Origin of the sequence: Anaerocolumna xylanovorans DSM 12503, from assembly GCF_900143645.1 — a bacterium.
GTDB lineage: Bacteria > Bacillota > Clostridia > Lachnospirales > Lachnospiraceae > Anaerocolumna > Anaerocolumna xylanovorans.
This window is the reverse complement of sequence record NZ_FRFD01000004.1, coordinates 241,745-264,604: the sequence shown is the minus strand read 5'-3', so window position 1 is coordinate 264,604 and position 22,860 is coordinate 241,745. Positions and strand designations below refer to the sequence as shown.

Here is a 22,860-nt window from a genome sequence, read left to right as displayed (position 1 = left end):
CATAGATATGAGTTTTCCAAAGGATTTTCTCTGGGGCGCGGCTGCGGCTGCCTACCAGATTGAAGGTGCGGCGATGGAAGATGGCAGAGGACTTTCCATTTGGGATGTTTACAGCCATGATAAAAATGTTGACTCTGGAACGGGACGTATGAATATAGATAATGGAGATACCGGAGATGTTGCCTGTGACCATTATCACCGGTACAAAGAAGATGTTGCCTTAATGAAGGAAATCGGCTTAAAAGCTTACCGCTTGTCTATCAGCTGGTCCCGTGTATTACCGGAGGGAAAGGGCAAAATCAACGAGAAAGGGCTGGACTTTTACGGTGATTTGGTAGATGAACTTTTAAAGGCAGGAATTGAGCCTTATGTCACCCTGTTTCACTGGGACTTACCACAGGCACTCATGAACCTTGGCGGGTGGTCAAATCCCGATAGCCCTGACTGGTTTGCCGAATATGTAAAAGTTGTAACGGATAAGCTTTCAGACCGCGTTACCCATTGGATAACCTTTAATGAATCGCAATGCCATATTATTATAGGGCATCTTCTGGGAGAATGCGCACCTAAGCTTAAGCTTCCTTACCCGGAGGTATTCCAGGCAATGCACCATTTATTCCTTGCCCACGGCAAGGCGGTACAGACCATAAGAAAATATTCGGCAAAGCCCTGTATGGTAGGATATGCGCCCTGTGCCAGCGAGGTATATCCGGTAACAGATAAAAAAGAGGATATAGATGCTGCAAGAAGAGCAGCTTTTGATGCTTCTGCCAAGAATTTATGGAACACCAGTTGGTGGATTGATCCCATTGTACATGGCAGATACCCGAAAGAAGGCATAGAAGCATTTGCTGAATATTTTCCGGAAGCCCTTTTAAAGGAAGAGGACCTTGCATTAATCAGCCAGCCCCTGGACTTTTTAGGAATCAATCTCTACAGAGGATCCGGAATCAGGCATACGGAAGAAGGATATGTTCAAGCAGAGAAAAAGATTGGCTTTGACCGCACCGCTTTTAAATGGCCGGTTACTCCAAAGGTACTCCACTATATGCCGAAATTTCTTTTTGAGAGATATCATCTGCCGGTATTGATTACCGAAAACGGATTATCCATGGCAGACTGGGTAAGTCTTGACGGAAAAGTACATGATCCGCAGCGGATAGACTTTATGAACCGGTATCTTTTAGAGCTGTCAAAGGCATTGGATGAAGGAGTAAACGTTGTCGGATATTTTGCCTGGTCCATTATGGACAATTTTGAATGGTCCCAGGGATACGGCGAACGCTTTGGTCTAATCCATGTGGATTTTGAAACACAAAAAAGAACATTGAAGGATTCGGCCTATTGGTACCGTGATATTATTACCTCTAATGGAGAAGGACTCCAGGGATTGTAAGGCATATATTTTTGTGGTACAATACCAGATACACCATAAAAATATGCATTGGGGGATAATTTCATGGATGAACAAAATAGAGGAAAAGAATTAAATGAACTTGCCTGCAGGCATGAAGGAGCATTAGTTCCATCCGGCAAAAGAGAAGTGGCAGGAGCGGTCAGCGCAGATACCTGCAGAAAGCTTATAAGAGAGGCCATAGACAGTCTGAATTACTCTTATACGCCGTATTCCGGCTTTAAGGTAGGGGCTGCCCTGCTAACGAAAAGCCATAAGATTTATAAAGGCTGCAACATAGAAAATGCCTCTTTTACACCTACGAACTGCGCGGAGCGGACAGCATTTTTTAAAGCAGTCAGTGAAGGAGAAAAAGAATTCCTGGCAATAGCAATTGTCGGCGGCAAGGATGGAATATTGCAGGACTATTGTTCTCCCTGCGGAGTATGCAGACAGGTCATGATGGAATTTTGCAATCCAAAGAATTTTCTGGTAATACTGGCAAAGTCAGAATATGATTACTGGATTTATACTTTGGAAGAGCTTCTGCCGTTAGGATTTGGTCCGGCTAATTTAGCAGAATAATAAAAAATAATAATGTGCCTTAACAGAGAATTCCTAATTGTTAAGGCACATTAATTTTTTTGTTAGGTTTTATTAAGAACTATGTCAAAATATGTTGAAAAATGACTTGACGGAATTTCTAATGGAAACTACAATAGAGTTTATAAATAAAATGGTTCGTATACAAAAAAATTCCGAAAGGTGGAAGCATTATGAAGAATAGGACAGCTCCAAAGAGAAAATTAGGAATGAAAGGACGGATGATCTCCATCCTGATTCCGGTAGTTGCACTTTCAATTGCAGGGCTTTTAACAATTACTTTTAATACTGCCAATAGCATTATTCTGGATTATGGCAGTAATATCGTAAAGTATCAGGCACAGGCCAATATCAGGGAAGTGGGGGCATGGTCCGGGAAGATACTTAGCAGTCTTACGGAAATAAAAAATACCCTGGATTTTAAAGCAATGAATGATACGGATACGGTCAGTTATCTGGAAATTACAAAGAAAAGTAATTCTAGTGTGCCCCTTGGAGTCTACATAGGGACAAGCGACGGAAAACTGCTCAATGCCTTTGATTTTACTCCCGGATCAGATTTTGTGGTATCAGAGCGGGATTGGTACAAAGAAGGAGCGGACAGGGATACCTTTGCCTTTGGTGCACCTTATATAGATGCCAATACCGGGGAATACTGTATTGCGGCATCAGCGAAGCTGAAATCATCGGACGGAACAACAAAGGTTGCGGCGGCAGACATATATTTAAGTGAGATAACAGATCAGGTGGCCAGCATGAAGGTACTTAAGACTGGTGCCTCCCTGTTAATTGATAAGACAGATAATGTGATTTTAGGCTATGAGGATAAGGCACTTATATCCAAAAAGCTGGATGAAGACCCGAAGAATGCCCTGCTCGTAGGAATTGCCAAGCAGATTGCAGCGGGTAATAAATCGGTATTTACCTTGAAGAGCGGCAGCAAAACGTATTTGGCCTATATGGAAGAAATCGAAGGAACCAACTGGGTGCTGGCTTCCTATGTGTCAAAGAGTGAGGTGTTCTCTGCGATTAATAAGCTGATTGCGGTTGTAATTGCAGGTTCTGTTATAGCAATTTTATTGCTTACTTTGATTATAGAAAGAGTGCTGCATTATGTTGTTGTGCCGATTAAGAAGGTGACCGGAAGTATTGGAGAAATTACGAAGGGGAATTTTGACATTCAGGTAGAAGTAAAGGGAACCAATGAAGTTGTAGTGATGACGGAAGGTCTTCAGAACTTTATTAAGATAATGAGGGAGATCATAAAAGAATTCTATGATCTCGTCAATAAATTAAACACTCAGGCTGAAAGCAGCAGTGAAGCAGCAGAGAACTTGACGAATTCGGCAAAGATACAATCTTCCTCCATGCAGGAACTTAATCTGACAGTAGATGAACTGGCAAAGACTATCAGCGAAGTGGCAGAAAGTGCATCTTCACTGGCACAGGTAGTTTCTATGGCGGATTCTATCAGCAGAGATGCCAGTACCAAGATGAAGCAGACAGTCGTGCTTTCGGCAGAAGGTAAGCAGAAGATAGATAAGGTTAATCTGTATGTACAGGATGTTGAGAAAGATATTTATAATCTGGAAGAAGTAGTAGGAGATGTGGGAAGTTCCACAAAAGAGATTAATGACATTATCTCCCTGATTGGTGAAATTGCAACACAGACCAATCTCCTTTCCCTGAATGCTGCCATAGAGGCTGCAAGAGCCGGAGATGCCGGAAAGGGATTTGCCGTAGTAGCGGAAGAAATCAGAAAATTGGCGGAGACCAGCTCAGAGGCTGTAAGTAAGATAGCCGGCAATATCGGAAGAATCAATATCCTTGTAGATAATACTATTAAGAAGACGAAAGAAAGCGTAGTGAGCATCGAAAACAGTTCTTCGCTGATAAAAGAAACCAGTTCAGCTTTTGAGAATATCTTTGAAGCAGTTAATGAAACAGATGCACTGGTAAATTCCTTAAGTGAGAGAATAAAGGAAGTAGACCAGGTAGCGGTATCAGTTGCAGCTATCACAGAAGAACAGTCTGCCGGTGCCGAGGAGATTTTGGCAACGTCAGCTGAACTGTTATCAGCAGCCAATGAAGTAACAAGAATCAGTGAAGCGGTAGGCGAGGATGCTACAAATCTCGCATTAACTTCTGCTAATTTGGAAAATAGACTGGGATTTTTCAAACTTTCGGAATAAAAGCAATAAAAAATACTTGACAAAATATAGTTTCATAAATATAATAATAAAGTACTTGTTGAGAGACAAGTACTTTAATGGGATCTTAGCTCAGCTGGGAGAGCATCTGCCTTACAAGCAGAGGGTCATAGGTTCGAGCCCTATAGGTCCCATTTTTATGAAACAGCAAAGAAATTAGAAGTCCTGACAAAGTTTAGTTGAGATTTTAAGGTATTTGCTTATATATGGCGAAGTAGCTCAGTTGGCTAGAGCATGCGGTTCATACCCGCAGTGTCGGCGGTTCAAATCCGTCCTTCGCTATTAGGAAGATTGTCTTACCGGCAGTCTTTTTTTGTAATATAAATTATTAAAAAGGAGTAATTGCGAATGCAAGGTGATATAGATGAGAATTGGTTCAGGATATGATGTACACAAGCTGGTAGAGGGAAGAGATTTAATAATCGGGGGTGTTACAATTCCTTATGAAAAGGGACTGTTAGGACATTCGGATGCAGATGTTTTAACCCATGCAATTATGGACAGTCTATTAGGAGCAGCAGCGTTAGGAGATATCGGAAAGCATTTTCCGGATACGGATGAAACCTACAAGGGAGTATCCAGTCTGGTATTATTGCAAAGAGTGAAGGAGCTTTTAGACGAAAGTTTTTATCTTGTAGAAAATATTGATGCAACGATTATTGCCCAAAAACCTAAAATGGCACCCTACATTGAGACCATGAGAGAGAATATAGCACGTGTTCTTGGCATAGAATTAAATCAAATTAATATCAAAGCAACTACAGAGGAAGGACTTGGCTTTACTGGTGAGGGACTTGGCATATCCTGCAATGCGGTATGCCTTTTAACCAGTGCAGCAGATTACCGTTATGATGACAGAAGCTATGTGTTTCCGGAAAAGACAGGCGGTTGTGCCGGCTGCAGCGGCTGCAGTTTAAAAAACAGGTAAGAATAGATAGCGTCACAAAAGGATGGGATAGGAAAGGAGGCATAGAGAACGTATGGAATACGTAATGTTTACTTCCTTGGAAGAGGCGAAAGAAAACGGGATAGAGAAGGTAAGAGAAGATGTCTACAGCCTCTGGCAGGAGTGCTTTGGCGATTCTGACGCCTATACGGATTTTTATTTTGAGTGGGTAGTTCCTTATAACCGTATTTATACCCTGTATAAGGGGGATAAATTATGCTCCATGCTGCACTTAAATCCATATACTTTGGAAGTCAAAGGGAATGAAGTAAAATCGGATTATATTGTAGGGGTGGCTACCAGAAAAGAGGAGCGCCGGAAAGGGTATATGGGGCTTTTAATTGAGAGAGCACTTCAAAGTATGTATGAAGAAGGAAAACCTTTTACCTACCTTATGCCGGCAGCGGAGGCAATCTATTATCCTTATGATTTCCGCAAAGTTTATACCCAGGAGAACTGGGTCAGAAAAATGAGAGAAACAGCTTTAAAAGAATCCGGGAAAGAGAAGGAAAACAGGCTTTTAAGGCTTACTGTTCCGGATAAAAACAACCGAAGGATTCTTACGGAATTTGCTGAGAACAGATTAAGACAGGAATATGATGTCTATGCCTTAAGAAGCCGTAAGTACTATGAAAAGCTGTTAATAGAGGTGAGCAGTACTAACGGCGGCATTGCACTGGTTTTCAAGAAAGATAAATTAATCGGATATGCGGCCTATATGAAGGATGATGGTTTACAGCTTTCAGAATGTATTTATGATTTGGCTTACAGGGAGGAAGTGCTGTCAAAACTATACCATGAATTTTCTTCCTGCCTGAAAGAGAAGGAAGAAGGCTTTGAACCGGCGATTATGGTAAGAATTATAAACCTAAAGGCGTTTTTTTCGAGTCTTCGATCAAAAAAAGATATATCCATTGTAATAGAAGCAAAGGATGACAGAATACCAGATAATAACGGCATTTTCCGGCTGGATATCAGTGAGAGCGGATGCAATGTAACCAATACGGAAGATTCCCCCATGCTAAGGGGAGATATTGGAGACCTTGCCCTTTTATTCTTTGGAAAGCTTGGAGAAGAAGAAATAAAAGAACGGATAGTATCAGGGGATAAGAATAGTGTATTTGAAGCTATATCAGAAATACAACTTTACAGAAGACTTTTTCTGAATGAGATTGTTTAATTGTGATTGACATTTTCCTTCCTTTTGCATAGAATAAAGGATATAATGTGAAATAAAAAAGCATTTCACATCCTGATTTGATGCAGTAAATCATCTGCAAGCAGACGATTTATGCAATGGGAACTAATATATGAAAAGCTGTGAACAGAAAAGTAGTCAGAAAGAGGGCAGCAGAGAGGGGATGTCACCGGCTGAAAGCATCCTTTACCCGAATACCGGCGAAGTGCATCTGGGAGCTGATTAAGTGAGGCGAAAGCTTAGCTTAATCCGGTCGGGCCGTTATCCTTTAAGAGTGCAGGCGTTTTTTCCTGTATAATAGAGTGGAACCGCGGAGTAACTTCGTCTCTAAATGAGACGGAGTTTTTTTATGCTTTTTATTTGTGACGGTATTCAGACTTTCGGTATGCCATGGCAGTTAGTTTGAAAAATGAATTTTCAACTACGTATTCAGGAATATAAAATCAAATATTTGATATTCACGAAAGGAGTTAAAAATGGGTATCATAAAATATATTAAGGAAGAAATTGAAATAATAAGAGAGCGGGACCCTGCTATAAAATCATCAATGGAAGTGTTTTTATATCCAAGCTTTAAGGCTATATTAAGATACCGCCTGGCACATAAGCTATATCTGCACAAGCATTATTTTCTGGCAAGGTGGCTTTCACAAAGGACTGCAAGGAAGACCGGAATAGAGATACATCCGGGAGCAACCATTGGAAAGGGACTATTTATCGACCACGGAAATGGGGTAGTAATCGGAGAAACGGCCATTGTGGGAGATAATGTTACCCTGTATCAGGGAGTGACTTTAGGAGGCACCGGAAAGGAAAACGGGAAAAGGCATCCTACCATTGGCAATAATGTTATGGTTAGTGTAGGGGCAAAGGTACTTGGTTCCTTTACTGTTGGGGAAAATTCCAAAATAGGAGCAGGATCTGTAGTGCTTTCAGAGGTACCGGCAAATTCTACGGTGGTTGGTGTTCCGGGGCATGTCGTAAAGAGGGATAATGTAAAGGTGCCAAGAGAAGATATGGACCAGATACATTTGCCTGATCCTGTATATGCGGAGCTTCAAGGCCTAAAGAGGGAAAACCGCGTACTAAGAGAGGAAATCAGGCAGATTCAGTTAAAATTCGGGATGGATGAGATTATACAGGAGCAATCCATGGATGAGGTTTCAGCCAATGATGAATAAAATGTTTTGTGAATTGATATTCACGGAAAGAGGTTACTATGAAAATCTATAATACCCTGACAAAGAAAAAAGAAGAGTTCATTCCTTTGGAAGAGGGCAAGGTAAAGATGTATGTCTGCGGTCCTACGGTCTATAATTATATCCATATCGGAAATGCAAGGCCAATCATAATCTTTGATACTGTAAGGCGTTATTTTGAATACAAGGGATATGAGGTGAATTTCGTCTCTAATTTTACGGATGTGGATGATAAGATTATCAAGAAGGCAATCCAAGAGGGTGTAACTGCCGCAGAGATATCTGAACGTTATATAAAGGAATTTAAGAAGGATATAGAAGGGTTAAATGTAGAGCCTGCTACTTATAATCCCAAAGCAACCGAAGAAATTGACGGAATGATCGAGATGATTGCTACCCTTATTGAGAAGAATTACGCATATGAAAAAAACGGCACCGTATATTTCCGCACCAGAAGTTTCCCGGAATACGGCAAGCTCTCAAAGAAAAATATTGATGATCTGGAAGCCGGAATCCGCATTGCCGTAAGTGACGAAAAGGAAGATCCCATGGATTTTGTACTCTGGAAGCCGAAGAAGGAAGGAGAACCCTTCTGGAAATCCCCCTGGAGTGAGGGAAGGCCTGGCTGGCATATTGAGTGCTCGGTAATGAGTAAAAAATACTTAGGCGAGGAAATTGATATCCATGCAGGAGGAGAGGATTTGATTTTCCCTCATCATGAAAATGAGATTGCGCAAAGTGAAGCCTGCAACGGGAAAGAGTTCGCCAGATACTGGATGCACAATGGATTTTTAAATATTGATAACAAGAAAATGTCCAAATCCACAGGAAATTTTTTTACAGTCAGGGAAATCGGTGGGAGCTATGACCTCTCGGTATTGCGCTTCTTTATGTTAAGCGCCCATTACAGAAGTCCGATTAATTTCAACAGGGATCTTATGGAAGCATCTAAGAATGCATTGGATAGAATTCAGACAGCTGCAGCCAATTTAACACATCTTTTAGAAAATGCAAAGAAAAAAGAATGCGAGATGGTCAGTGGGCTGTCAACGGACAAAAGTAAAGCTTTTTCAAAAGAAGAAGGGGAGTTGGTAAAAGAAGCGGCGAAGTTTCAGGAGAAATTCGAAACAGCCATGGAAGATGATTTTAACACTGCAGATGCAGTATCTGCTATATTCGAACTGGTGAAATTTGCAAATACCAATGGAACGGAAGAATCCTCTCCCGCCTTTTTAAAGGCATTGCTGGATAAAATAACATTATTGTGCGGTGTCCTTGGAATTAAGGCTTTTAAAAAGGAAGAGCTTTTGGATGAAGAGATTGAGCAGCTTATCAAAGACCGCCAGGAAGCAAGAAAGCAAAAAGATTTTAAACGAGCTGATGAAGTCAGGAATCTACTGCTTGAGAAGGGAATTGTGTTAGAAGATACAAGAGAAGGTGTAAGATGGAAAAGGGCGTAGAGGAAGGCTTAATTCGTATAATAAAAGAGACATTTTCCTTGGCAGAGACGGATTTAAAGACCTATTCTCCTTTAACGCTTGCCTTTATCGGGGATGTAGTGTACGATTTAATTATCCGGACCCTGGTGGTAGAACAGGGAAATGCTCCGGTGAATAAGCTTCATAAAAGGGTAAGCAGCCTTGTCAAGGCGTCTGCCCAAATGGAGCTTTACCATAGTATTGAGGACATGCTTACGGAGGAAGAGCTTTCTATCTATAAAAGAGGGCGCAATGCCAAATCCTTTACAACTGCCAAAAATGCAAGCATAACGGAATACCGGTCTGCAACCGGATTGGAAGCTTTGATAGGATACCTGTATCTGGACAACCGGCTTGAGAGAGTTCTTGAACTAATAAAAGCAGGACTTGAAAGAAGAAGTACGGGAGCAGAAGAAAAGAAGAAAGAAAGCAATACACAGCAGCAGGAAATACAGCAAAACGACAGTGAAGAAAGAGGTTAAAATGAGATACGAAGAACTTACTATAGAGGGGCGCAATGCTGTACTGGAAGCATTCCGTTCCGGTAAGACCATAGACAGGCTGTTCATTTTGGACGGCTGCCAGGATGGCCCTATAAAGTCCATATTAAGAGAAGCAAAGAAAGGTGACACTATCATCAACTTTGTGAAGAAGGAAAGGCTTGACCAGCTTTCAGAAACCGGAAAACACCAGGGAGTTATGGCCTATGCTGCAGCCTATGAGTATGCAGAAGTGGAGGATATTTTAAAGGCAGCAGAAGAAAAGGGAGAGCCGCCTTTTATTATCCTTCTTGATGGAATAGAGGACCCTCATAACCTTGGGGCGATCCTGCGTACTGCCAATCAGGCAGGTGCCCATGGAGTAATCATACCCAAAAGAAGGGCGACTGGGCTTACAGCTACTGTTGCAAAGACCTCAGCCGGAGCCATTAACTACATTCCGGTGGCAAAGGTTACGAATCTTTCAGTCACCATCGAAGAATTAAAAGAAAAGGGACTTTGGTTTGTATGTGCAGATATGGAAGGCGATGTAATGTATAAGCTGAACTTAAAAGGGCCTATTGGTCTTGTAATCGGCAGCGAGGGAGAAGGTGTTGGAAGGCTGATTAAGGAAAAGTGTGACTATATGGCTAAGATTCCTATGTTTGGAAATATTGACTCCTTAAATGCATCCGTAGCTATGGGAGTACTTTCTTATGAGATCGTGAGACAAAGGTTGGCCTGATAAATTTGCCTTTTAAAGAAAGCAGTATCCGCAATTCCAAAGAGAGCCGGCACAGCTGGTAACAGACTTTATAAAAATATAAAACGCCCTTAGAAGATAACCTATGTCGCAGGAATGACTTTCATTCAGATAAGGTATCATCTAAGGGTGTTTCTTTTTTTATTGTTTCTTTACTGTTATTGCTGTTCTCTTATTTTCTTTAGTAAGTAGCGCTTTTTGTATTTAATCCTGCTGTAGGCGGTAATTCTTTTGATATAGCTGTGATTTACGATTCCGCCGACTACACCTATTAGCGGAGCACCCTGAATGAACTTGGCGGTAAGAAGTACCTCCGAAAAACAGGAGGAAGCAGCTTTCATTTCCTTCTTAACATCCAGAGAAGGAAGAGTTCCGGTATCAATCTGCCCGGCTAGTTCATCTGCTCGAATATTTAGCACCTCCTGTTCCTTTCCCTGTAGGAGGGCAGCCTGTATCAGCATACAGATATAAACCTTTTCTTCTTCCCGTTCATAGGAAAAGCCATAGCTTAAAGCAATCTCATTCATAGATTTGATAATCAGGGCAAGAAAAACCGGAATATCCGGAAGCCCAATCCCCAGAATTCCCAATACACTTCCCTCTATTGCAGAAAAAGTTGCATTAAAACGGCTGGAATCAAGGGAAGGTTTATCCAAATCCTTCAGGTGCTTTTTGGAAAGTTTTCTGTTCACGGCCAGGTTATTGATATCATGTTCTACCCGGAGTCTGTCTTTGTTATAGGTTTTTTCAATGATATTGGTTCCCTTATCGTAAATCAGTTCAAAGGCTTTAAAAAAGGCTTTATCCAATGTTTCTTTTAAATTAGCCGGAACTTTACTCCTTACCTTATCGAGGAGGGGATTAATTTTTGTTTTAAAATAGGAATTATCTTTTGCCTGCAGAAAATGTTCTTCTTTTGCTTCCATTTCCTTTAATTGTTCCTCTAACAGTTTTTTCATATACATATCCTTTCTATGGATTGGTGTGAGGCAGTGTGAATGAATCTTTTTAAATCCGCTATTGTAAATATATGAACTAAAACTTTGATTCTGCGTAATAATGTGAAATTTTCATATCCTGATTTATGCTGTGGAGCCAGATAGAATTACCCATCTATTATTTTCTGATATTAATTAAAAATTATAACGTATTAAAGAAAAACCTTCAATAAAAATCACAAAAAACTGGAAATTCAACAGAATCTATGATATACTGATTTGTGTGAAAATTAAAAACCATTTTCACTTTCTATTTGAGCAGTAAAACATTATTTATTAAAACATATAAGGAGGTGGCTTTACATGGGAAGCTTTGTATTTCGTAGTGTTAATAGTATAGTTGTAATGGAGGGAATGCTGTTTGACTTACAAAAAAGGAGCAGATGTATTGCCGGACCAACTGTTAAAGGAAGTTCAGCAATATGCTGAAGGATGCCTTGTCTATATTCCAAAGAGGAGCAGCAAGGCTGGCTGGGGACGTATAAGCGGAACCAGAGAGTGGATTGATAAGAGAAATGAAGAAATTACCTGTTTATTCATGCAGGGAGAACCGGTTAAGAATTTATCAGAGGAATATCACCTAAGTGAAGATACCATTAGAAAAATCATATATAGGAAAAATCATATATAATCGTTCTTACCCTGGCAATGGGAAGGAGACTGTGAGATAATACAGTTGACCGGTCGATTCCAAGAGGAAAGGGGATGGTTGTATTGTATCACAAATTAGAGGTGTTTAAACTCTAAAGAGTAAGAAGGCATTGTCTGAGCAATCAGGCAGTGCCTTCTTTAAGCGGTTGCTATTTTATAGTTCCTGTGCTACACTGGGTATAAAGTTGCTGTAGTAAACTAATTTAGACATTTTAAACAGACCAGGGGGTTAAAACGAAATGCCTGATAAGAAATTGGATCTAAAGAGTGATGAAGAAATCATAACTTTGATCCGCAGGGGTAATTCTTATGCAATGGACTATATGCTCACAAAATACAAAACTCTTGTTAAAAACAAAGCCAAGGCATTATTTTTAATTGGTGGTGATAAAGAGGACTTAATTCAGGAAGGTATGATAGGCTTATACAAAGCAATCAGAGACTATAATACGGAAAAAGACAGCACCTTTTACAGCTTTGCCGACCTTTGCATTTCCAGACAAATGTATTCTGCCATTAAGGCGTCTAACCGTAAGAAGAATCTCCCCTTAAATACATACGTGTCATTATATACTCCCACATACAGTGAAAATGCCGATTTTGAAGATAAAGAGACTCTTGCTGATGTCGTAATTCAGAATAAAATTTCAAATCCGGAAGAATTAGTTATTGACAAAGAGAGTACAAGTATGTTAGAATATGAACTCGTAAGGCATTTAAGTCAGTTTGAAAAGTCAGTTTTGGATCTATATTTGCATGATTATTCCTATCTTCAGATAGCAGACAAATTAAAAAAAGAACCAAAGTCAATTGATAATGCATTGCAGCGGATTCGTTTAAAACTAAGTACTGTTTTAAAGGAATTATATTAAACCAATTAATGCCCCCGTAGCTCAGTCGGTAGAGCGTTACCTTGGTAAGGTAAAGGTCTCGAGTTCAAGTCTCGTCGGGAGCTCTCTAAAATCAATGGTTCCAAGCAAATTGCTTGGGGCTTTTTTTATTTGGTTCAATCACTCCATAATGTCATTCTGATTTATACCAGTAAGGTGGCAGTATATACAGCACGCATTAAAAACTTGAATCCAGCCCTTTCCTAAGTTCAGTGCCCAATTACCATACTGCCACCCGGTGAATTAAGTTTACTTAAACATATTCCAATATAAGCCTCATTCTAATTTCCCTTATGCTCGACATAACTATTTACTTATCATCAAGCGAATGTAAGGTATTGTAATAAGTTGTTATTAAGTTTGTCACAGTTTCAGACTTTAGAACATGCCCTGTATGTTTTATTACAGAAGATGCTTGGATCTGGGCAATAACAAGTTCTACAGTAAGTTCTTTATCTGATTTACTCATAAGTATTTTCTCCTTTCTTTAGTATTTGGAACACAAGCCTGTAAGAAGATTATACCATAAATAATCGAGAAAGTAGTGATAAATCAAGAAAATAATAGACTTGATTAAGAAATATAACATGAGGAGCAATTCGGATGCGTCCCTGCCGGAAATAAGGGCATTGCAGCAATAAGTGGAAGTTGTCAAAAAATCAAATCAGTACCTACAGAAAACAATAGATACTTTGGTACTTGCGAAATTAGAACCGGAGATACTAACAGAAAAACCCACACTTAATGCTATACACAGCCAAAAGGAATAGATGCCTAATGTACAGATGGTTACCAAGGTTCCCAACAGGTTCCATCCAATATATTGCAGCAGTCCCCCATCAAAATAGGATTCGTTCATTTATATCTCCTTTTTTTAATGAGAGCTATTCATATTTCATGGGATAATCAAGTGTTGAGAAATAATCCTCTGCTATAATAGTAAACCGCCTGATGAACAAAAATATTCTTGTAAGCAGTGTAAAGAAGTGTTTTCTTAAGGTTTTTCCTGGATCAGAAGGGATCCGGTTTTGCCTGTGCAATTGTAAGGACGAAGATTTTCTTCTTGTGATTCAATTGATAAACGATGAAATTAAGAGGCTGAAAAAGAGAAGGCAGTAGAACTTGCTGCCTTTTCTTTCAGTTCATGGTCTGTCCTCTTTATGGGAATTTGCCATAGAATATACACATCCGCAGTAATCCTGCCGGTAGAGCTCATATTCTCTGGAAAGCTCTATAGAACGCTTATACCCGTTACGCTTTTTAAAGTCTGAATTCAGATAAGAAACGCCGTATTCAGAACCAGCCTGCTCACCAATTTCGTTAAGTTTTGCCGCATTTTTGTGGGGACTGATAGAGAGGGTGGTGGTAAAGTAATCAAATCCACGCTCCTTTGCACACTTTGCAGCCTCCCTAAGACGAAGCTCATAGCAGGCAAAGCACCTGTCACCGCCCTCCGGCTCATTCTCCAGTCCTTTTACTATTTGGTAAAAAGCTTCCGGTTCGTAGCTTCCTTCAATAAAGGAAATGGGATTCTTAAACGGCAGTGCTTTAATTAGGCGAATCTGTTCCTGCACCCGTCTATCATATTCTTCCCTATAAGAGATGTTGGGGTTGTAATAATATATAGTCACATTAAAGTAATCAGTCAAATACTCCAGACAGTAGCTGCTGCAAGGAGCACAGCAGCTATGAAGAAGAAGGCTGGGTGTAACAGCCTTTAGAGTGATGTCAGAAAGTATTCTCTCCAATTCTTTTTGATAATTTCTTACAATATCCAAGGGTTTCCTCCATTACTGCCTGAAATTGTAGGATTATGGCAGTTTTTATAGCATTTTTTTCTACTTAATAATACTTTTTAAATTTTTTTAAAAAAGATGAAAATTCCTCTTGATTTTTTTCAAAGAATATTATATTATATTATTGCTGTGAAACGCAAGACATATTTCACAGAAACAATCGAGGCGTGGCTCAGCTTGGCTAGAGCGCTGTGTTAGGGACGCAGAGGTCGCAAGTTCAAATCTTGTCGCCTCGATTTTTTATTTATAATGTATTATAATAGGAAGCAGTAGGATTTAGATGGGAATCCTGCTGCTTCGTTTTCGTATTCAAAATACCGGTGAAATGATTTTAGAATAACAGAAGGGAGTTTTGCTATATGGACTTTACCGGAAAGATTGTTGTAATAACCGGCGGGGCAAGAGGCATCGGAAGAAATATGGCTGAGGGTTTTTTAAAAGCCGGTGCAAAGGCTGCTGTAATTGATAAATTGCCGTATAATGGAGAGATTTCTTATTCTTATCAGGGGGATTTGGCAGAAGAAAAGGATATCAGGAAGTTTGCCGAGGAAGTAAAGATTAAGTTTGGGAAGATAGATTATTTGATTAATAATGCCTGTTTTAGCAATAAAGGGTTGTTATCCGGCTGCAGCTTTGAAGCTTTTAATGAGGTATTAAGAGTAGGAGTTGCGGCACCCTTTTACCTGACGCAGTTATTTATGGATTCCTTTAACGAGGGAGGTGCTATCGTAAATATTTCCTCCACCCGTGCTGCTATGTCCCAGGAGGATACTGAAAGTTATTCTGCTGCCAAGGGGGGAATCCGCTCTCTTACCCATGCCATGGCAGTAAGCCTTGCGGGAAAGGTACGGGTTAACTGCATTTCTCCGGGATGGATTGATACCACGGAAGGAGAATTTTCCGATGAAGATAAGAAACAGCATCCGGTAAAGAGAATCGGAAGGCCAGAGGATATTACAAGGCTTGCCATGTTTCTGTGCAGTGGGGAGAGCAGCTTTATAACCGGTGAAAATATCACCGTTGACGGCGGGATGAGCAGACTTATGATATATCATAACGACGAAGGATGGGAATATAAAATATAATTTCCAACCGAAGCGCGGGAATTATCCATAAATAATAGAAATATTTCTTTAAAATTCGAAAATAAAAAAAGGAATCGGGAAGTTTTGGTGGAATATTAATAGTATAAGCATTAATCTGATAGAAGGGAGAAAGGTATGGAATCTTTATGTATGCGTGAAAAGCTGGAGAAGAGGGAACATCAGTTTTTAAGTCCCTATGCTTCTTTTAGTGACAGTTCCCTGGGCAGGGATGTTTATGAGGAACCCTGTGATATCAGACCGATTTATCAAAGAGACAGAGACCGTATTCTTCATTCTAAGTCCTTTCGGAGATTAAAGCATAAGACGCAGGTATTTTTGGCGCCGGAGGGTGACCATTATAGAACAAGACTCACCCATACCCTGGAGGTATCCCAGAATGCCAGAACCATTGCCAAGGCATTAAGACTGAATGAGGATTTGACAGAAGCGATTGCCTTGGGACATGACCTGGGACATACTCCCTTTGGACATGCGGGGGAGAGGGCATTAAATGATATTTGTCCGGAAGGCTTTGAGCATCATTTGCAAAGCATCCGTGTTGTGGAGCTGCTCGAAAACCATGGCAAAGGGTTAAATCTTACCAGAGAGGTAAGAGATGGTATTGTAAACCATCAGACAAAAGGTGTTCCAATGACTTTGGAAGGAAAGATTGTCAGGTATTCCGATAAGATAGCTTATATTAACCATGATATTGACGATGCCATAAGAGGACATATTATTGCAGAAGAGGATATTCCGGGGGAATATACGGACATATTGGGCCACAGCTCCAGGGAACGTTTAAATACTCTGATACATGACATTGTCAGCTGCAGTGAGGATAGGGAGGACATCTGTATGTCACCTGCCATTGAGGCGGCAATGTTTGGCATGAGAAAATACATGTTTTACAGCGTATATACAAATCCAAAGGCAAAAGGGGAGGAGCAGAAGGCAGAATCTATGCTTAAGTACCTTTTTGAATATTACAGCAAGGATCTGGATTTGCTGCCGGAGGAATATCTGAATATGATTAAAGAGAAAGGACACAAGGAAGCAAGAGTGGTGTGCGATTACATTGCGGGCATGACGGACCGCTTTGCTGTTGCAAAATTCAAGGAGATTGCAATTCCCAGGTCCTGGAGTGTGTACTAGACTTTATTGGGTCATACAGGAGATTACCAACTGTTGAAGTTTGAACAGATAACATAGAAATTAAAATAGAAGGAAAAGGAGACCCCATGTTTTATCCGGAAGAACTGGTAGAAGAAATCAGACAGAAGAATGACATAGTAGATATAATCAGTTCCTATGTGAAATTACAGCGGAAGGGCAGCAGCTATATGGGACTTTGTCCCTTTCACAATGAGAAATCTCCGTCCTTTAGTGTAAGTGCCGCAAAGCAGATGTATCATTGTTTTGGCTGCGGAGTGGGAGGCAATGTATTCACCTTTCTTATGGACTATGAGAATTATACCTTTGTAGAGGCATTAAAACATCTGGCAGGAAGAGTAGGAGTTACACTGCCGGAAGCAGAAATCAGTGAAGAAGCCAAGCGCCAGGCCGGAATTAAGGCAAGGCTCTTAGAAATCAATAAAGAAGCGGCAAAGTACTATTATTTTCAACTGAAATCACAAAGAGGACAAGCCGCTATGGATTATCTGACGAAAAGAGAGCTTACTGAGGAGACTATTAAGAAATTCGGACTTGGCTATTCCAATCAGACCGGAGATGACATTTACCGCTATTTAAAGCACCTTGGCTATGAGGATGATATCTTAAGGGAGTCCGGGTTGATCAGCTTTGATGAGAGGCATAAGGTCTATGATAAATTCTGGAACCGTGTCATGTACCCTATTATGGATGTCAACAACCGCGTTATCGCCTTTGGCGGAAGAGTAATGGGGGACGGGCTTCCCAAATACTTAAATTCCCCGGAAACAAAGCTCTTTGATAAGAGCAGGAATTTGTACGGCCTTAACTTTGCCAGAACCTCCAGAAAACCGAATTTTCTTATCTGTGAAGGTTATATGGATGTAATAGCACTTCACCAGGCGGGCTTTACCAACGCGGTAGCCTCTCTTGGAACTGCCTTTACAGGACTTCAGGCGAATCTAATCAAGCGGTATACAAGCGAGGTGCTTTTGACCTATGACAGTGATGAAGCAGGTACAAGAGCCGCTCTTCGGGCAATTCCCATCTTAAAGGAAACGGGACTTACGGTGAAGGTCATTAATATGAAGCCTTATAAGGACCCGGATGAATTTATAAAGGCTCTCGGAGCAGAAGAGTTTCAGAAAAGAATTGACGGGGCAAGGAACTCCTTTCTTTTTGAGGTGGAGGTCATGGAGAGGGATTATGACATGGATGACCCGGAGCAAAAAACGAAATTCTTTAATGAAACAGCGAAGAAAATGCTGCAATTTACAGAAGAAATCGAGAGAAATATTTATATAGAAGCAGTATCTAAAAAATATGATATCGGTTTTGATAATTTAAGAAAACTGGTAAATAGCTACGGTGCCAGACTTGGTACAGGCGACAGCTATAAGCCCAGGGAACATAGGGAAAGGGGGAGGAATAAGAATTTACCCATTGAGGGAATAAGGCAGTCACAGAAAATTTTGTTAACCTGGTTGATCGAAGACCTAAGGCTTTTTGATAAAATTAAAGGAATTATTACGCCGGCTGATTTTACAGAGGATTTATATAAACAGGCAGCGGAGCTTTTGTTTGAACAGTACGAAAAGGAAGGAAAGGTAACACCCGCCAAAATTTTGAACTATTTTGAAAGCAAGGAAGAACAAAAGGAAGCAGCGTCGTTGTTTAGTTTGGAGCTTAGCAGTGAGATGAGCGCTAAGGAAAAGGAGAAGGCTTTAAACGAAACAGTGGAAAGAATCAAGAAGAACAGTCTGGAAAAGCAAAGCAGGGAAGCTATAGAGAAAAACGATATTTTGACACTGCAGGCTATCATCAAAGAACAGGCTGATTTACAGAAATTGCATATTTCCCTTACCGATGGTTAAAATACTACTAGCTATTACTGGAATAAGCAAGGAGGATGGATAAATAATGGATGAGAACATGGTTAAATTCACGGAAAAGTTAAAAGAACTTCTGGTATTTGCCAAAAAGAAGAAAAATGTTCTGGAATTCCAGGAAATCAATGATTTTTTTGCAGATTTTGAACTGGATTCCGTTATGATTGAAAGAATCTATGAATTTCTGGAATTAAACAATGTGGACGTTCTTCGTATAACGGAGGAAGAGGATATCCTTTTAGAAGATGATGAGGAGCTAGAAGAGATTGATTTTTCCATACCGGAAGGAATCAGTATAGATGACCCTGTAAGAATGTATCTAAAGGAAATCGGCAAAGTTCCATTACTTAGTGCAGACGAAGAAATTGAACTGGCCAGGAGAATGAAGGTTGGGGATACTGACGCCAAAAAGAGGCTGGCAGAGGCCAATCTAAGACTGGTAGTAAGTATAGCAAAACGCTATGTAGGCAGAGGTATGATGTTTCTCGACCTGATTCAGGAAGGAAATCTGGGACTGATAAAGGCTGTAGAGAAGTTCGATTATACCAAGGGCTTTAAGTTCAGCACCTATGCCACCTGGTGGATTAGACAAGCTATTACCAGAGCCATTGCAGACCAGGCCAGAACTATCCGTATCCCCGTCCATATGGTAGAAACCATTAATAAGCTGATTCGTGTCCAGAGACAGTTACTGCAGGAGCTTGGGAGAGAACCAACACCGGAAGAAATATCGGAGGAAATGAATGTGCCGGTTGAACGGGTAAGGGAAATCCAGAAGATATCCCAGGAGCCGGTTTCTTTAGAGACGCCTATTGGAGAAGAGGAAGACAGCCACTTAGGAGATTTTATTCAAGATGACAATGTACCGGTGCCTGCCGAAGCAGCAGCCTTTACCTTATTAAAAGAGCAGCTTTTAGATGTTCTTGGAACCTTAACAGACAGAGAGCAGAAGGTGTTAAGACTCCGTTTCGGATTGGATGACGGAAGGGCAAGGACCTTGGAAGAGGTGGGCAAGGAGTTTAATGTCACGAGAGAGAGAATCCGTCAGATAGAAGCAAAGGCACTCCGTAAATTAAGGCACCCGAGCCGCAGCCGTAAATTAAAAGACTACTTGGAATAATGAGGACAGCATGCAATTATCAAATAGACTAAAGACTGTTGCAGATACTGTTACAAAGGGTAACAGGGTTGCAGATGTAGGATGCGACCATGCCTACATAGCCATATATCTTGCAGAAAATAATATAGCGCCCAAAGTAATCGCCATGGATGTAAATATTGGCCCCTTAAGCAGGGCCAATGAAAACATAGCGCTTTGGAGGCTTACAGGTAAGATAGAAACCAGACTTTCTGACGGACTTTTAAAGCTTAAGCCCAGTGAAGCAGATTCCGTCGTAATTGCAGGAATGGGCGGAGCCCTTATAGTTAAGATATTAAAAGAAGGAGAGGAGTCTCTTTTGGGAGTGAAGGAATTAATACTTCAGCCCCAATCGGAGATTTTTTTCCTGCGCCGGTATCTTCATGAAAAGTGCTATGAGATTCAGTCGGAAAAGATGGTAAAAGAAGATGAGAAATATTATGTAATCATAAAGGCAGTAAAAGCTGACAAAGCCAAAGCCTACGAAAAGGATATATTCTATCTCTATGGAAAGCTCCTTTTAGAAAGCAGGGAGCCGGTAGTAAAAGAGTATCTGGAGCGGGAAATGCGCTTAAAGAGCCAGGTAGAAGCAGTTTTGGCAGAGCCGGCTACTTTTGGAAGTGCTAAGAGACTTGCAGAAATAAAGGAGGAGATTTCCGTCGTAGAGGAAGCTCTTAAATATTTTGAGGAATAAAGCGTTTTATCTTAAAGAAGCGAATATACTGTTTAGCATAGAACTTGAATCAGTTTGTTCCAATTAATGAATATTCAGTCGTAGCTTGAATATTCAGAAAAGAGGTAGAGATGGAAGAAATCATAAAGGCTGAGATAGATGGCGTTGTAAAAGAATATCCAAAGGGTACAAAACTTCTCGATATCAGCCGGGAATATACACCAAAGGACGGAGGGGATTTTATCCTCGCGTTGGTGAATAATAAGCTTCGTGAGCTTACCAAGAATATAGAAAAGAACTGTAAACTCCGTTTTATTACAACATCGGAGGATGCCGGGCATAAGACCTATACCAGAGGTATGATACTGGTATTTATGAAAGCAATATACAGTATTATAGGAAGGGAAAATATCACGAAGGTATCTGTTGAGTATTCCCTGAAGGATGGAATATACTGCCAGCCCTATATGAAGGTGCCTGTAACAAAGCAACTGACAGATAAGATAAAAGGAAAAATGCAGGAATATATCTCCAAAGATATTCCGTTTATTAAAAAGACCATAGGAACAGATGATGCCATTGAGCTGTTTAATTCCTATGGAATGCATGATAAGGAAAAGCTTTTCCGCTACAGACGTGTTTCCAAGACAAATATCTATAATCTTGAGGGTTTTGAGGATTATTATTATGGTTATATGCCCCCAAGCACCGGCATGCTGGCATGGTTTGATGTGATACCAAAGGATGATGGAATGATACTGCTTTTGCCGGATGGAAAGAGCCCCAAGGAGTTAAAACCTTTTGAGATGCCGGAAAAATTATACCACACCTTAAAGACATCCAATAACTGGGCCGGAACCATGGGAATTGACACGGTAGGAGCACTGAATGAAGCGATTGTAGCCGACAAAATGAATGAGCTTATTCTTACCCAGGAAATGTTTCAGGAAATGAAAATCGGTGAAATTGCCACTATAATAAAGGAGTCAGGAAAGAAGCTGGTCATGATTGCAGGCCCTTCTTCTTCGGGAAAAACCACCTTTTCCCACCGTTTGTCCATCCAGCTTAAGGCACATGGTTTAACACCGCATCCGATAGGAGTGGATAATTATTTTGTGGAAAGAGAATTGACACCTCTTGACGAATTTGGCAAGCCGAATTTTGAATCGCTGGAGGCCATAGACACCGAAACCTTTAACAGGGATATGACTGCACTTTTGGAAGGAAAGACGGTAGAACTGCCAAACTTTAACTTTGTAAGCGGACACAGGGAATATAAAGGAAATCAAAAAACACTCGGTCCTAATGATATTCTGGTAATCGAAGGGATTCATGGGCTTAATGACAAGCTTTCCCACAGTTTACCAAGGGAAAGCAAATTTAAAATATATATCAGTGCCCTTACATCACTAAATATTGACGAACACAACCGCATACCCACCACGGACCTAAGGCTTCTTAGAAGGCTTGTACGGGATGCAAGGACCAGAGGAGCTAACGGGGAAAGGACAATCGGTATGTGGCCTTCTGTCAGAAGGGGAGAAGAGGAGAATATATTTCCGTACCAGGAAGACGCGGATGTTATGTTTAATTCTGCCTTACTTTATGAGCTTTCCATCCTAAAACCCTATGCAGAACCTGTACTATTTGGCGTAAGGCGTGATTCGGAAGAATATATTGAGGCAAAGCGCATGCTTAAGTTTTTGGATTATTTCCTTTGCGTTAACAGTGATGTGGTGCCAAAGCACTCTATTCTGAAAGAATTCATTGGCGGCAGCTGCTTTAATGTATGATAAAATCTCTTTACATTGTCTGCCTTTCATGTTAGAATAACAATTCGTGAGCAGCACAGATGGTCGCGCCTATAAGCTGCCGAAAGGCCATAGGTGAGGAAAGTCCGAGCTTCATAGGGCAGGGTGCCGGATAACGTCCGGTGGAGGCGACTCTAAGGATAGTGCAATAGAAATATACCGCCGGGAATTCCCGGTAAGGGTGGAATGGTGGGGTAAGAGCCCACCGCCTGGATGGTAACACCCAGGGCATATGTAAACCCCACTCGAAGCAAGACCGAATATTAAAGCGATACGGCTGCCCGTCGTGCTTTAGGGTAGGTCGCGGTTTGCGGGATACGTTAGTTTCTCGGAACGAGCCTCATGGTAACATGGGGCACAGATAGATGACCATTTGATACAGAACTCGGCTTATAGTGCTGCTCATTTAGCTGGTGTAGAATAGTGTAACTATTTTACATCAGCTTCTTTTACTTTTAAGAAAAAAGTAAAGACTTTCAGGTAGAATCTGTGATAGAGTGAAAGTATC

21 protein-coding genes, 4 tRNA genes, 1 other RNA gene and 1 other annotated feature are annotated in these 22,860 nt (G+C 40.7%); of the genes, 22 read left to right on the top strand and 4 right to left on the bottom strand.

The genetic code is table 11. The annotated features are described in order from the left end of the window. Positions 1 to 7 precede the first annotated feature (7 nt). From BUF11_RS07335 to rlmB, 11 genes are all read left to right on the top strand, one after another. Entirely contained in the window at positions 8 to 1,396 is a 1,389-nt protein-coding gene (locus BUF11_RS07335; protein ID WP_073588184.1) for a GH1 family beta-glucosidase, read from the top strand. 63 nt (positions 1,397 to 1,459) lie between these two features. Then, on the top strand, positions 1,460 to 1,978 hold the full coding sequence (locus tag BUF11_RS07330) for a cytidine deaminase (RefSeq protein WP_073588183.1): 519 nt from the start codon (positions 1,460 to 1,462) through the stop codon (positions 1,976 to 1,978). A 191-nt stretch (positions 1,979 to 2,169) separates the two neighbouring features. Next, complete coding sequence (locus tag BUF11_RS07325) at positions 2,170 to 4,188, top strand: methyl-accepting chemotaxis protein (protein WP_073588182.1); 2,019 nt, start codon at positions 2,170 to 2,172, stop codon at positions 4,186 to 4,188. Between the two features lie 79 nt (positions 4,189 to 4,267). Then, a tRNA-Val gene (locus tag BUF11_RS07320) sits at positions 4,268 to 4,340 on the top strand. Positions 4,341 to 4,414: 74 nt separating this feature from the next. Beyond that, positions 4,415 to 4,488, top strand: a tRNA-Met gene (locus BUF11_RS07315). 82 nt (positions 4,489 to 4,570) lie between these two features. Continuing rightward, on the top strand, positions 4,571 to 5,134 hold the full coding sequence (ispF, locus tag BUF11_RS07310) for a 2-C-methyl-D-erythritol 2,4-cyclodiphosphate synthase (protein ID WP_073588181.1): 564 nt from the start codon (positions 4,571 to 4,573) through the stop codon (positions 5,132 to 5,134). A gap of 52 nt (positions 5,135 to 5,186) precedes the next feature. After that, positions 5,187 to 6,332, top strand: coding sequence for a GNAT family N-acetyltransferase (locus BUF11_RS07305; protein ID WP_073588180.1), 1,146 nt, complete (start codon positions 5,187 to 5,189; stop codon positions 6,330 to 6,332). A 131-nt stretch (positions 6,333 to 6,463) separates the two neighbouring features. Further along, positions 6,464 to 6,682, top strand: a binding site (T-box leader). Between the two features lie 144 nt (positions 6,683 to 6,826). Then, positions 6,827 to 7,531 carry a serine O-acetyltransferase gene (gene cysE, locus BUF11_RS07300; protein WP_073588179.1) on the top strand — a complete coding sequence of 235 codons (705 nt, stop codon included), beginning with the start codon at positions 6,827 to 6,829 and terminating at the stop codon, positions 7,529 to 7,531. Between the two features lie 38 nt (positions 7,532 to 7,569). After that, the gene (gene cysS / locus BUF11_RS07295; protein WP_073588178.1) at positions 7,570 to 9,009 is read left to right on the top strand and encodes a cysteine--tRNA ligase; all 1,440 of its coding nucleotides are present in this window, start codon (positions 7,570 to 7,572) and stop codon (positions 9,007 to 9,009) included. Continuing rightward, complete coding sequence (locus BUF11_RS07290) at positions 8,994 to 9,509, top strand: Mini-ribonuclease 3 (protein WP_073588177.1); 516 nt, start codon at positions 8,994 to 8,996, stop codon at positions 9,507 to 9,509. Before cysS ends, BUF11_RS07290 begins: the two co-directional genes overlap by 16 nt. A gap of 1 nt (position 9,510) precedes the next feature. Next, positions 9,511 to 10,251, top strand: a complete 741-nt coding sequence (rlmB, locus tag BUF11_RS07285; protein ID WP_073588176.1) for a 23S rRNA (guanosine(2251)-2'-O)-methyltransferase RlmB — start codon at positions 9,511 to 9,513, stop codon at positions 10,249 to 10,251. Positions 10,252 to 10,427: 176 nt separating this feature from the next. Here rlmB and BUF11_RS07280 read toward each other — a convergent pair whose 3' ends face one another. Then, positions 10,428 to 11,228 carry an EcsC family protein gene (locus BUF11_RS07280; protein WP_073588175.1) on the bottom strand — a complete coding sequence of 267 codons (801 nt, stop codon included), beginning with the start codon at positions 11,226 to 11,228 and terminating at the stop codon, positions 10,428 to 10,430. Between the two features lie 400 nt (positions 11,229 to 11,628). Between BUF11_RS07280 and BUF11_RS07275 the strand changes: the two genes are divergently transcribed. The 3 genes from BUF11_RS07275 to BUF11_RS07265 all read left to right on the top strand — a co-directional run bounded on the left by BUF11_RS07275 (position 11,629) and on the right by BUF11_RS07265 (position 12,873). After that, positions 11,629 to 11,898: a CD3324 family protein gene (locus BUF11_RS07275; RefSeq protein WP_073588174.1), complete on the top strand. Its 270-nt coding sequence runs from the start codon at positions 11,629 to 11,631 to the stop codon at positions 11,896 to 11,898. Between the two features lie 259 nt (positions 11,899 to 12,157). After that, positions 12,158 to 12,790 (top strand): RNA polymerase sporulation sigma factor SigH, encoded by a 633-nt coding sequence (sigH, locus tag BUF11_RS07270; protein WP_073588173.1) that lies wholly within the window; start codon positions 12,158 to 12,160, stop codon positions 12,788 to 12,790. A gap of 10 nt (positions 12,791 to 12,800) precedes the next feature. Beyond that, positions 12,801 to 12,873, top strand: a tRNA-Thr gene (locus BUF11_RS07265). A 245-nt stretch (positions 12,874 to 13,118) separates the two neighbouring features. On the opposite strand, the gene BUF11_RS24300 is transcribed toward BUF11_RS07265, so the two are convergent. The 3 genes from BUF11_RS24300 to BUF11_RS07255 form a co-directional block, all read right to left on the bottom strand. Further along, positions 13,119 to 13,277, bottom strand: a complete 159-nt coding sequence (locus tag BUF11_RS24300; protein WP_175562008.1) for a hypothetical protein — start codon at positions 13,275 to 13,277, stop codon at positions 13,119 to 13,121. 195 nt (positions 13,278 to 13,472) lie between these two features. Beyond that, entirely contained in the window at positions 13,473 to 13,667 is a 195-nt protein-coding gene (locus tag BUF11_RS07260) for a hypothetical protein (protein ID WP_073588172.1), read from the bottom strand. A gap of 283 nt (positions 13,668 to 13,950) precedes the next feature. After that, positions 13,951 to 14,586, bottom strand: a complete 636-nt coding sequence (locus tag BUF11_RS07255; protein ID WP_073588171.1) for an epoxyqueuosine reductase QueH — start codon at positions 14,584 to 14,586, stop codon at positions 13,951 to 13,953. 179 nt (positions 14,587 to 14,765) lie between these two features. Between BUF11_RS07255 and BUF11_RS07250 the strand changes: the two genes are divergently transcribed. The 8 genes from BUF11_RS07250 to rnpB all read left to right on the top strand — a co-directional run bounded on the left by BUF11_RS07250 (position 14,766) and on the right by rnpB (position 22,761). Continuing rightward, positions 14,766 to 14,840: transfer RNA gene (locus tag BUF11_RS07250), tRNA-Pro, on the top strand. 123 nt (positions 14,841 to 14,963) lie between these two features. Then, positions 14,964 to 15,689, top strand: a complete 726-nt coding sequence (locus tag BUF11_RS07245) for an SDR family NAD(P)-dependent oxidoreductase (protein WP_073588170.1) — start codon at positions 14,964 to 14,966, stop codon at positions 15,687 to 15,689. 135 nt (positions 15,690 to 15,824) lie between these two features. Further along, positions 15,825 to 16,844: a deoxyguanosinetriphosphate triphosphohydrolase gene (locus BUF11_RS07240; RefSeq protein WP_073588169.1), complete on the top strand. Its 1,020-nt coding sequence runs from the start codon at positions 15,825 to 15,827 to the stop codon at positions 16,842 to 16,844. 86 nt (positions 16,845 to 16,930) lie between these two features. After that, positions 16,931 to 18,715: a DNA primase gene (gene dnaG, locus BUF11_RS07235; RefSeq protein WP_073588168.1), complete on the top strand. Its 1,785-nt coding sequence runs from the start codon at positions 16,931 to 16,933 to the stop codon at positions 18,713 to 18,715. A gap of 46 nt (positions 18,716 to 18,761) precedes the next feature. After that, positions 18,762 to 19,850 carry an RNA polymerase sigma factor RpoD gene (gene rpoD / locus BUF11_RS07230; RefSeq protein WP_073588167.1) on the top strand — a complete coding sequence of 363 codons (1,089 nt, stop codon included), beginning with the start codon at positions 18,762 to 18,764 and terminating at the stop codon, positions 19,848 to 19,850. Positions 19,851 to 19,860: 10 nt separating this feature from the next. Continuing rightward, positions 19,861 to 20,562: a tRNA (adenine(22)-N(1))-methyltransferase gene (locus BUF11_RS07225; RefSeq protein WP_073588166.1), complete on the top strand. Its 702-nt coding sequence runs from the start codon at positions 19,861 to 19,863 to the stop codon at positions 20,560 to 20,562. Between the two features lie 110 nt (positions 20,563 to 20,672). Next, positions 20,673 to 22,334: a nucleoside kinase gene (locus tag BUF11_RS07220; RefSeq protein ID WP_073588165.1), complete on the top strand. Its 1,662-nt coding sequence runs from the start codon at positions 20,673 to 20,675 to the stop codon at positions 22,332 to 22,334. A 47-nt stretch (positions 22,335 to 22,381) separates the two neighbouring features. Then, positions 22,382 to 22,761: RNase P RNA component class A (gene rnpB, locus BUF11_RS07215), an RNA gene on the top strand. The last annotated feature ends 99 nt before the right edge of the window (positions 22,762 to 22,860 follow it).